This window comes from Microbacterium sp. NPDC055683 (genome assembly GCF_053617895.1).
In genome coordinates this window covers 1-10,351 of sequence record NZ_JBSHGQ010000017.1, presented here as the reverse complement: position 1 = coordinate 10,351, position 10,351 = coordinate 1, and the positions used below count along the sequence as shown (strand labels likewise).

Genomic DNA, 10,351 nt, shown 5'->3' with positions numbered 1-10,351 from the left:
ACGCATGAACCAGGCACAGGGAGCGGACGACTACACGCCGCAGGCGGGCGATGTGCGCTACCGCGTGCACCGCTACGACCTGGAGCTCGACTACCGCATCGCGACGAACCGGCTCGCGGGCACGGCGCAGATCGAGCTCGAGACGCTCGTCGCGACGGATGCCGTCGAGTTCGATCTGGTGGGGCTGCGCGTGGCGTCGGTGCGCGTGCGCGGCCGTCGCGGCGCGCGGCACCGGCAGACCGATCGGCGCGTGCGGGTGGCGCTCGGCGAGGTCGCACCCGCCGGCACGACCCTGCAGGTCCGCATCGACTACGCCGGTGCGCCCACGCCGCGGCGCTCGCGCTGGGGGCTCATCGGCTGGGAGGAGCTCGCCGACGGCGTCATCGTCGCGGGACAGCCCACGGGAGCCCCCACCTGGTTCCCGTGCAACGACCGCGTCGACGACAAGGCCCGGTACCGCATCGCGCTCGCATGCGACGAGAACTACCGCGTCGAGGCGACGGGCCGCCGCGTGCGCGCGACGACCCGCTCGGGGCGCACGACGCACGTCTTCGAGGAGGACGTGCCGACCTCGACCTATCTCGTGACGGCGCAGATCGGCCGGTACGCGTCGCGCGCGATCGACGAGACGGCCGCCGGCGTGCCGGTGACCGTCGCCCATCCGCCGGAGCTGCGCGCGCGCGTCGACGCCGACACCGCGGTCGTGCCGCGCATCCTCGACACGTTCGAGCGCGCGTTCGGGCCGTACCCGATGTCGACGTGCCGGCTCGTCGTGACGGCCGACGAGCTCGAGATCCCGCTCGAGGCGCAGGGGATGGCCGTCTTCGGCGCCAACCACATGGACGGCCGCGGCGGCTCGGAGCGCCTCGTCGCGCACGAGCTCGCGCACCAGTGGTTCGGCAACAGCGTGGGCGTCGAGCGGTGGCGCGACATCTGGCTCAACGAGGGCTTCGCCTGCTACGCGGAGTGGATCTGGTCGGAGGAGCGGGGCGGCCCGTCCGCCGACGCGATGGCGCGGTCGCATCATGCGCGCCTGCGGTTCCTCCGGAAGGACCTCGTCCTCGCCGACCCCGGCCCCGACGACATGTTCGACGACCGCGTCTACAAGCGCGGCGCGCTCGCGCTGCACGCGCTGCGGACGACGAAGGGCGACGACGCGTTCTTCGGGCTCCTGCGCGAGTGGACGGCGGCCCATCGGCACGCCACCGCGACGACCGCCGATTTCGAGGCCGTCGCAGGCGACTCGCTGCGCCCCTGGCTGCACGAGACCGCGCTGCCGCCCCTGCCCGCCCGTCGCTGACCGCCCTCGCCGTCCCGACCTACTCCGCCGCCACGGCGACGGACGCGGCGTGCGGGCCGTCCAGCGCGAGGTCGTGCACGACGTAGGCACGCCCGTCGAGGGTGGCGCGCCATCCGCCCTCGCCGGGCGCGAAGAGCACGGCATCGGGGTCGACGCGCAGCCCGCGGCCGTCGGCCTTCAGGACGGCCTCCACGCGGGTCCAGTGCTGCAGCGGGTCCTCGCCGGGAGGGACGGCCACGGCCGGCAGGAGCCGCAGCGGCCGGTCCTCGACATCGACACCCACGGCGCGGTCCGCCACGGCGGCGAGGGAGCCGCCCGACGCGTGCGAGACGCTCGCGAAGCGCCCGTCCGCCAGCAGCGGCGCGCCGTGGCGACGCCCGCAGTCGGGGCAGACGGCCGCCGTGACGGCGACGTCGCCGACGAGCGCGCGCAGCGCCTCGCGCCCGCGCGTGAAGCGCTCAGCGCGCGATCGCTCCCACCACACGGCCGCGTCGAAGGCGGCGCAGGGGGCGGCGAGGATCGGCACGCCGACACGCTACCGCGCGCTAGCGTGGGCGTCATGACCGATGCCACGGCGCGACCGGGAGTCGCCGGACGACTGTCGCGCATGATCCGGATCGAGACCGTGTCGGCCGCGTGGGCCGAGCGTGGCCACGGCGCGTTCCACGCGTTCCGCGCACTGCTCGACGAGCTCTATCCGCGCATCGCGGAGAACCTCGAGGCCGAGCAGGTCGGAGAGCTCGGGCTGCTCTACCGCTGGCGCGGCACGGGCTCCCGCGACCCGATCGTGCTCATGGCGCACCTCGATGTCGTCCCGGCGGACGAAGGACACGGATGGTCGCACCCTCCCTTCGAGGGACGGATCGCGGACGGCATCGTGCACGGGCGCGGAGCGCTCGACGACAAGGGGCCCCTCATCGTCATCCTCGAGGCCGTCGAGAACCTCCTCGCGGCGGGGTTCGCACCCTCGCGCGACGTCTACCTCTCCTTCGGCGGCGACGAGGAGACCGACGGCACGGGTGCACAGGCGATCGTCGCGCTCCTGCGGGAACGAGGCGTCCGCCCCGCGTTCGCGATCGACGAGGGCGGCGCGGTCGTGGAGCGCCCGCTGCCGTTCCTCGCGGGCGAGGCCGCCATGGTGGGGCTCGGCGAGAAGGGCATCATGATGGCGCGTCTGCAGACGACGTCGCCGGGAGGGCACGCCTCGGCGCCGCCCCGCACGACCGCGACGACGCGGATGGCGCGCGCCCTCTCTCGGCTGGAGCCGAACCCGTTCCCGGCTCGCCTGCCCGCCTCCATCCGGGCCATGCTCGCGGCCTTCGTCCCGCGGGCGGCCGGCCCGTCGCGGCTGCTGCTGCGGGTTCTGACCGGTGCGCCCTGGCTCACGGCGCGCCTGTTCGCGCGTCTCGGCGGGGAGCCTGCCGCCCTCGTCCACACCACGGTCGCCGCGACCGTCCTGGAGGGCGGGACGGCCATGAACGTGCTCGCCCCGCGCGTCGAGGCGACCCTCAACCTGCGCATCGCCCCGGGGGAGACGGTCGCGACGACGACCGCGCGCCTGCGCCGCGCCATCCGCGACCCCGAGGTCGGGATCGAGGTGCTGTCTGGCTCCGACCCATCGCCGGAGTCGTCGGTCGACGGCGAGGGCTTCCGCGCGATCGAGCGGGCCGTGGGCGTCGCGTACCCGGGCGCCGTGACGGCGCCGTACCTCATGATGCAGGCGACCGACTCCCGCTTCCTCCACCGGCACGTCCCCGACGTCTACCGCTTCGCGCCGCTGCGGATGTCGGCGGCGCAGCGCGCGGGCATCCACGGCCTCGACGAGCACGTCTCGGTCGACAGCCTGGAACGGGGCGAGGTCTTCTACCGCGCGCTCCTGGAGGACGTCGCGGGGTGAGGCACGGCCCTCGCGCCGCGACCGCGCGCGGGCGTATCGTTGCAGGATCGTGCCCGAGATCATCCGCCCCTACCGTCCCGAAGACCGTGAGGACCTCGGCGACGTGTGCGTGCGGACGGCGGCCGCGGGCGCCGATGCCACAGGGATGCTCACCGACGACGCCCTGTGGCCGGCGCTCTTCCTCTACCCCTATGTCGACCGCCATCCCGACCTCGCGTTCACGGTCGAGCGCGACGGGCGCGCGTCGGGCTACATCGTGTGCGCCCCCGACACTGCCGAGTTCGAGACGTGGTTCCGCGACGAATGGTGGCCGGCGCACACCGAGCGCTGGCCGCACGCGGGCGACGCGTTCGGTCGCGAGGCCGACCTCGTCCGCTACGCGTACGGCCGCGGGCCCGCCGCGACCGCGTACGCGGCGCGCCATCCCGCCCACCTCCACATCGACCTCCTGCCCGACGTGCAGGGGCGCGGATGGGGCAGGCGCCTCGTCGACGCCCTCGTCTCGGAGCTGCGCACGCGCGGCGTCCCTGGCGTCCACCTCGCCGCCGACCTCGCGAACACGGGCGCCGTCGCATTCTACGAGCGGCTCGGGTTCGACCGCGTCGCCGAGGAGACGGCGTCCGCCGTGTTCGTCCGCGCCATCGCCTGAGCGGCTCGCGCCGCCCCTGCGGGCAGCGGTGCGTCGTCTGCCGGAAACACGGCCGGGATAGTGTGAAGCGGTAGGTGCACGACGAGCAGGAGGCGGCAGATGACGGAACTCGCGATGGGCGCGGACGCGTGACGGACGAACGGCGTCGCGGGGGTAAGGCGATCGCCTCGTTCCTCGTCATCGGCGCGTTCGCCGGCTTCCTGTCCGGCCTCTTCGGCGTCGGCGGCGGCACCGTGATCGTGCCGCTCCTCGTCCTGCTCGTCGGGTTCACGCAGCGCTTCGGTACGGGCACCTCGTCCGCCGCGATCATCCCCACGGCCGTCGTGGGCGTGATCTCCTACGCGATCAACGGCGACGTCGACTGGATCGCCGCGCTCCTCATCGCGGCGGGCGCCGTCGTCGGCGCGCAGATCGGCGTGAGACTGCTGCACGTGCTGTCGGAGCCGGTGCTCCGCTGGATCTTCGTCGGCTTCCTCGCGGTCGTCGTCGTGAGCCTGTTCCTCATCGTCCCCTCGCGCGACGCGACGGTCGAGATCGACGTGCTCATGGGGGCCCTGCTCGTCGTCCTCGGGCTCGTCACGGGCGTCATGTCGGGCCTCATCGGCGTCGGCGGCGGCATCGTCGTCGTCCCCGTGCTCATGCTGCTGTTCGGGATGAGCGACCTCGTCGCCAAGGGCACGTCGCTGCTCATGATGATCCCGACGTCGCTGTCCGGCACGATCGCGAACTTCCGCAAGCAGAACGTCGACTTCGTGGCCGCCGGGTGCGTGGGCGGCGCCGCCTGCGTGACGGCGCCGCTCGGCACGTGGGTCGCGAACCTCGTCGACCCGCAGGTCGGCAACATCCTGTTCGCCGTGTTCCTCGTCGTCATCGCGGCCCAGATGGCGCAGAAGGCGATCAAGGCCGGACGCAAGACCGCCTGACGGTCAGCCGTCGACGCCGAGCTCGCGCACGAACGCGCGCACATGGGCGCGCAGCCGCTCGATGCGCGCCTCGCGTGCGGCCTCGCGGTCGTAGCCCTCGTAGGCGAGCGGCGGGAGCTTCCGCACGTTCTGCGAGCACGCGAAGTCGGCGCACACGAGCGTGCCGATGACGTCGCCCTTGCGGCCCGCGGCTCCGGCCTTGCGCGCGGCGAAGAACTGGACGTCGTGCGCGAGCGTGATGTCGTCGCACCACGCGCACTGGCTGCGCGCCGAGAGCCGCTGGTCGGCCTGACGCAGCAGCACGCCCACGGGTCGGCCGTCGAGGTCGGCGACGACGTAGGCGCGCTTCGGGAGCCGGGGATCGGCCCACCCGAGGAAGTCGCGGCGGGAGAAGTCGATCTCGGCGAAGCCGGCGGGCAGCGCGAGGTCGGCGGCCTCCTTGCGGGAGGCGTTGGCGAACGAGGCGCGGATGTCGCGCTCGGTGAACGGGGTCATGACGATGTCCTTCGATGAGGAGCGCCGGAGGTCGCGGGGCGACGCGGCGCGGCGATGATCGCGCCGGTTCCGGCGCAGGAGAGGCGGCGCCGGGACGGCGCGCGGCGGCAGGGAGGGCGCGCCGTCGCCCCGTCGGGGCGGGCGCGCTCGCTCAGGCTCTGTCGCCGGCGCAGACCGCGCCGACGACCCCCTCACGCCCGCTGCACGGGCTCATCGCGGAAGACACGCCCGGAAGTCTACGCCCGTCCCGCGGTCGGACGGCCGTCAGGGGCGCTCGTTAGGATGGCCGGGTGCCTGTGAACCCCGAACTGGTCGGACGCGAGTTCCCGCCGACACCCTCGTACCTCGTGGGGCGGGAGAAGGTGCGCGAGTTCGCGCGCGCCGTCTTCGCCGACGCCCCGCAGCACACCGACCCCGAGGCAGCGCGCGCGCTCGGCTACGCCGACGTCGTCGCCCCGCCGACGTTCGCGATGGTCGTCCAGGACCACACGCTGCAGCAGCTGCTCGCGGAGCCCGACAGCGGTATCGCGCTGGAGCGGACCATCCACGCCGAGCAGCGGTTCCGCTACTCGCGTCCGATCGTCGCGGGAGACGAGCTGACGGCGCGGCTCACGGTGACGGGCATCCGCACGGTGGGATCCAACGCCATGATCACGAGCGACGCCGAGATCGTCGATGCCGGCGGCGCGCATGTCGTGACCGCGACGAGCGTGCTGCTCGTCGGCGGAGAGGAGAGCGCGGCATGACCGGGATCGCCGTCGGAGACGTCGTCGCCGAGCGCACCGTCCACCTCACGCGCGAGTCGCTCGTGCGGTATGCGGGGGCATCGGGGGACTTCAACCCGATCCACTACCGCGACGACGTCGCGCAGTCGGTGGGCCTCCCGGGCGTCCTCGCGCACGGGATGCTGACGATGGGCCTGTCGGTCGGCACGATCGCCGAGTGGCTCGGCGACTCCGGACGCATCCTCGAGTACGGCGTGCGCTTCACGCGCCCCGTCGTGGTCGACCCCGAGACCGGCGCCGACGTGTCGGTCGTCGCGAAGGTCGGCCAGCTCGACGACGAGACGGCCCGCATCGACCTCACCGTGACGTCGGCCGACACGACCGTGCTCGGCAAGGCGCAGGTGCGCGTCCGGCGCGCATGACCGAGGTCGCGCCCATCCCGTTCTCGCAGCTCACGACGCTGCGCGTCGGCGCCGCACCCGAGCGGATGGTCGACGCGCGCACGCGCGACGAGCTCGTCGACGCGCTGCGCGAGGTCTGGGCGGACGAGGACGAGTGGATGGTCCTCGGCGGCGGGTCGAACCTGCTCGTCGGCGACGAGCCGTTCCCCGGCACGGTCGTGCGCATCCTCACGAGCGGGTTCCAGGTCGTCGGCGGCGCGCCCGCCGGACGTGTGCGGCTGCGCGTGGAGGCGGGCCAGAACTGGGACGAGCTCGTCGCGTGGACGGTCGCGCACGGGCTCGCAGGCATCGAGGCGATGTCGGGGATCCCCGGCACGGCGGGGGCCGCGCCCATCCAGAACGTCGGGGCGTACGGCCAGGAGATCGTGCAGACGCTCGTCGAGGTCGACCTCATCGACCGGCACACGGGAGAGGTGTCAACCGTGCCGGCCTCCGACCTCGGCCTCGGGCCCCGCACGTCGGTCCTGAAGCGGCACGGCGGCGGAGCACCCGAGCGCGACGCCGTCATCCTGTCGCTCACGCTCGAGCTCGCGCACGTCGGAACGGACGACCGCCCGCTGCGCGATGCGCGGCTGCGGTCGGCGCTCGGGGTCGGGGAGGGACAGGGCGTCTCGCTCGCCTGGATCCGCGATCACGTCCTCGCGATCCGCAGATCGAAGGGCATGGTCCTCGACGCCCCGGACGCCGACACCCACAGCGCGGGATCGTTCTTCCAGAACCCGATCCTGCCGGAGGCGGTCGCGCAGGCGCTGCCCGACGACTGCCCGCGCTGGCCCGTCGAGCCCGACCTCGACCCCGTCGTCGTCATCCCGCTCGACGAGTACACGGGCGCGCTGCCGACCGCGCCGCCTGCGCGATCCGACGTGAAGGTGCCCGCCGCGTGGCTCATCGAGCATGCCGGCATCGAGAAGGGCTTCCGCCTGCCGCGCTCGCGGGCGGGCGTGTCGACCAAGCACGCGCTCGCCCTGACCAACCGCGGCGGCGCGACGGGCGGCGAGGTGGCGGAGCTCGCTCGCTTCATCCGCAGCCGTGTCGCGGCCGAGTTCGGCATCGTCCTCCAGCCCGAGCCCGTGACGGTCGGCGTCGAGCTGTAGTCGGCCGCCCTCCCTCACCGAGACCAGCCCTGGTCGTCGACACCGACGCGGGGAGCGCCAGCCTCATCGACGGAAGCTGGTCTCGGCGAGGAGGGGGCGGCGCGTCAGGCGAACAGGCGCTGGAGGCGCTGGATGCCCTCGACGAGCTGGTCGTCGCCGAGCGCGTACGACAGGCGCAGGTAGCCGCTCGGGCCGAAGGCCTCACCCGGGACGACGGCGACCTCGGCCTCGTCGAGGATGAGGTCGGCGAGCTCGAGCGACGTCTCGATGCGGCGGCCCCTCCACTCACGGCCGAGCAGGCCCCGTACGTCGGGGTACGCGTAGAACGCGCCGAGCGGGTTCGGCACCTCGACGCCGTCGATCTTCGACAGCTCGTCGACGATGAGCCGGCGACGGCGGTCGAACGCGACGCGGAACTGCTCCGCCTCGGTCTGCGGACCCGTGAGGGCGGCCACCGCGGCGCGCTGCGCGACGTTGTTGACGTTGCTCGTGAGGTGCGACTGGAGGTTGCCGACGAGCGCGACGGCGTCGGAGGGTCCCACGAGCCAGCCCACGCGCCATCCCGTCATGGCGTAGGTCTTCGCGACGCCGTTGAGCAGCAGCGTCTGCTTCGCGAGCTCGGGCACGGCCTCGACGATCGACACCGCCCGCACGCCCTCGTAGACGAGGTTCTGGTAGATCTCGTCGGTGACGACCCAGATGCCGTGCTCGAGCGCCCACTGGCCGATGGCCGCGGTCTCCTCCGGCGTGTACACCGATCCCGTCGGGTTCGACGGCGACACGAACACGAGCACCGTCGTCTTGTCGGTGCGCGCGGCCTCGAGCTGGGCGACGGTGACCTTGTACTCCTGGTCGGCGCCCGCGAACACCTCGACGGGGACGCCGTCGGCGAGTGCGATGGCCTCGGGGTAGGTGGTCCAGTACGGGGCGGGGAGGAGCACCTCGTCGCCCGGGTTCACGACCGCCTGGAAGGCCTGGTAGACGGCCTGCTTGCCGCCGTTCGTGACGACGACCTGCGACGGCGAGACCTCGAGGCCCGAGTCGCGCAGCGTCTTCGCCGCGATCGCCTCGCGCAGGGCGGGGAGGCCGGCGGCGGGCGTGTAGCGGTAGCTGGCCGGGTCCTTCAGCGCCTCGGCGGCCGCGTCGACGATGAACTGCGGCGTCGCGAAGTCGGGCTCGCCGGCGGCGTACGAGATGACGGGCCTGCCTTCGGCCTTCAGCGCCTTGGCCTTCGCGTCGACCTTGAGGGTGGCGGATTCGGCGATGGCGCTGAGCTTGCGCGAGAGGGCGGGCGTGCGGGAGAGCGGTGCGCGGTCGGTCACGGCACCCAGCGTAGCCGTGCCCGCATTCCGCTGCGCGTACCCGCGTCACGCCCCGACGTCGTCAGAGCATGGTGTCGAGGATGGCCTCGAGCTGCGCGCGGGTCGTGCGGGGGTTGAGGATGGCGAAGCGCACGTTGGGTCGACCGGCGTGCGAGCTCGGCACGACGAACGCGCGCTGCGCGTCGAGCAGGCGGTCCGACCACACGGCGTAGTCGGCCTTCGACCAGCCGTCGCGCTCGAACACGACGACGCCGAGCTGCGGTTCGCGCACGAGGGAGAACCCGTCGCGGGCGCGGATGACGTCGGCGATGTCGCGGGCGAGCGCGATGGACGCGCCGATGGCGTCGCGGTACGCGGCGGCGCCGTAGCTCGCGAGCGAGAACCAGAACGGCAGACCGCGCGCCCGGCGCGTGAGGTGAGCGGCGTAGTCCGACGGGCTCCAGTCGGCGGTCTCCGTGAGCGTGTCGAGGTACTCGGCGTGCTGCGTGTGGGCGCGCCGTCCCGTCTCCGGGTCGCGGTAGACGAGGGCGCAGGCGTCGAACGGCGCGAACAGCCACTTGTGGGGGTCGACGACGAGGGAGTCGGCGTGCTCGACGCCCGCGAAGCGGTCGCGCACGAGCGGGGAGAGCATGGCGGCGAGCCCGTACGCGCCGTCGACGTGGAGCCAGAAGCCGTGCTCCTCCTTGAGCGCGGCGATCGAGGCGATGTCGTCGACGATGCCGAAGTTCGTCGAGCCCGCCGTGGCGACGACGGCGAAGACGGCGTCGCCGTGCGCGGAGAGCGCGTCGGCCACGTCGTCGCCGCGCAGCATGCCGTCCTCGCCGGGGACGACGCCCACGACGTCGACGTCCATGACGCGCGCGGCGGATCCGATCGAGGAGTGCGCCTCCGCGCTGCACACGACGATCCAGCGATCCGGCACGGAGGCGCCCGATTCGGCGAGCCGGGCGCGGGCGGCCTCGCGCGCCGCGACGAGGGCGGAGAGGTTCCCGAGGGTGCCGCCCTGGACGAACACGCCGCCCGCCCCGCGCGGCAGCCCGAACTCGGCGGCGAGCCACGCGATGACCTCGTTCTCCGCGTGCACGGCGCCGGACCCCTCGAGCCACGATCCGCCGTAGAGTGCGCTGGCCGACACGACGAGGTCGAACGCGGTCGCCGCCTTCGTGGGCGCCGTGGGGATGAACGACAGGTACTGCGGATGGTCCGTCGTGATGCACGCGGGGGCGAGCACGTGCTCGAAGATGGCGAGCGCTCGCTCGCCGCCGATGCCCTCCTCGCGGATGGTGGTGCCCGCGAGGCGACGGAGCTCGGCGGCGGAGGCCGGCTTGTCGAGCGGGACGTCGGGGTCGAGCAGCCGACGGCGGGAGTAGTCGAGCACGAGGTCGACGAGCCGCTCGTTCTCGGGGGTGACGTCGTGCATGCGCGCGGGGGCAGCCATCCTCCGAATGTAGGACAGCCGCCTCGCGACGCGCGAGACCCCGGACG

General features: G+C 73.5%; 11 protein-coding genes. 7 read left to right on the top strand and 4 right to left on the bottom strand.

Annotation, left to right across the window (positions count from 1 at the left end; genetic code table 11):
• Positions 1 to 4: 4 nt before the first annotated feature.
• A complete protein-coding gene (locus ACWGPF_RS08465; RefSeq protein WP_452332451.1) occupies positions 5 to 1,300 on the top strand; it encodes a M1 family metallopeptidase in 1,296 nt (431 codons plus the stop codon).
• Between the two features lie 19 nt (positions 1,301 to 1,319).
• On the opposite strand, the gene ACWGPF_RS08460 is transcribed toward ACWGPF_RS08465, so the two are convergent.
• Positions 1,320 to 1,826, bottom strand: a complete 507-nt coding sequence (locus tag ACWGPF_RS08460) for a 4'-phosphopantetheinyl transferase family protein (RefSeq protein ID WP_452332401.1) — start codon at positions 1,824 to 1,826, stop codon at positions 1,320 to 1,322.
• A 33-nt stretch (positions 1,827 to 1,859) separates the two neighbouring features.
• Here ACWGPF_RS08460 and ACWGPF_RS08455 point away from each other — a divergent pair, with 33 nt between their 5' ends.
• From ACWGPF_RS08455 to ACWGPF_RS08445, 3 genes are all read left to right on the top strand, one after another.
• The gene (locus tag ACWGPF_RS08455) at positions 1,860 to 3,197 is read left to right on the top strand and encodes a M20/M25/M40 family metallo-hydrolase (RefSeq protein ID WP_452332400.1); all 1,338 of its coding nucleotides are present in this window, start codon (positions 1,860 to 1,862) and stop codon (positions 3,195 to 3,197) included.
• Between the two features lie 49 nt (positions 3,198 to 3,246).
• Positions 3,247 to 3,846: a GNAT family N-acetyltransferase gene (locus ACWGPF_RS08450; protein WP_452332399.1), complete on the top strand. Its 600-nt coding sequence runs from the start codon at positions 3,247 to 3,249 to the stop codon at positions 3,844 to 3,846.
• A 128-nt stretch (positions 3,847 to 3,974) separates the two neighbouring features.
• A complete protein-coding gene (locus ACWGPF_RS08445; protein ID WP_345440411.1) occupies positions 3,975 to 4,769 on the top strand; it encodes a sulfite exporter TauE/SafE family protein in 795 nt (264 codons plus the stop codon).
• 3 nt (positions 4,770 to 4,772) lie between these two features.
• On the opposite strand, the gene ACWGPF_RS08440 is transcribed toward ACWGPF_RS08445, so the two are convergent.
• The gene (locus ACWGPF_RS08440) at positions 4,773 to 5,264 is read right to left on the bottom strand and encodes an FBP domain-containing protein (RefSeq protein WP_452332398.1); all 492 of its coding nucleotides are present in this window, start codon (positions 5,262 to 5,264) and stop codon (positions 4,773 to 4,775) included.
• A gap of 290 nt (positions 5,265 to 5,554) precedes the next feature.
• Here ACWGPF_RS08440 and ACWGPF_RS08435 point away from each other — a divergent pair, with 290 nt between their 5' ends.
• Genes ACWGPF_RS08435 through ACWGPF_RS08425 form a run of 3 tightly spaced genes read left to right on the top strand, consistent with a single transcriptional unit; the run spans position 5,555 to position 7,544 of the window.
• Positions 5,555 to 6,010 carry an FAS1-like dehydratase domain-containing protein gene (locus ACWGPF_RS08435; protein WP_452332397.1) on the top strand — a complete coding sequence of 152 codons (456 nt, stop codon included), beginning with the start codon at positions 5,555 to 5,557 and terminating at the stop codon, positions 6,008 to 6,010.
• Positions 6,007 to 6,411, top strand: a complete 405-nt coding sequence (locus ACWGPF_RS08430) for a MaoC/PaaZ C-terminal domain-containing protein (protein ID WP_452332396.1) — start codon at positions 6,007 to 6,009, stop codon at positions 6,409 to 6,411. The genes ACWGPF_RS08435 and ACWGPF_RS08430 overlap by 4 nt, the downstream gene beginning before the upstream one ends.
• Positions 6,408 to 7,544 (top strand): UDP-N-acetylmuramate dehydrogenase, encoded by a 1,137-nt coding sequence (locus ACWGPF_RS08425; RefSeq protein WP_452332395.1) that lies wholly within the window; start codon positions 6,408 to 6,410, stop codon positions 7,542 to 7,544. The genes ACWGPF_RS08430 and ACWGPF_RS08425 overlap by 4 nt, the downstream gene beginning before the upstream one ends.
• A 104-nt stretch (positions 7,545 to 7,648) precedes the next feature.
• On the opposite strand, the gene ACWGPF_RS08420 is transcribed toward ACWGPF_RS08425, so the two are convergent.
• Both ACWGPF_RS08420 and ACWGPF_RS08415 read right to left on the bottom strand, forming a co-directional pair.
• Positions 7,649 to 8,866, bottom strand: a complete 1,218-nt coding sequence (locus ACWGPF_RS08420; RefSeq protein ID WP_452332394.1) for a pyridoxal phosphate-dependent aminotransferase — start codon at positions 8,864 to 8,866, stop codon at positions 7,649 to 7,651.
• Between the two features lie 61 nt (positions 8,867 to 8,927).
• On the bottom strand, positions 8,928 to 10,304 hold the full coding sequence (locus ACWGPF_RS08415; protein ID WP_452332393.1) for a pyridoxal phosphate-dependent decarboxylase family protein: 1,377 nt from the start codon (positions 10,302 to 10,304) through the stop codon (positions 8,928 to 8,930).
• Positions 10,305 to 10,351: the final 47 nt, after the last annotated feature.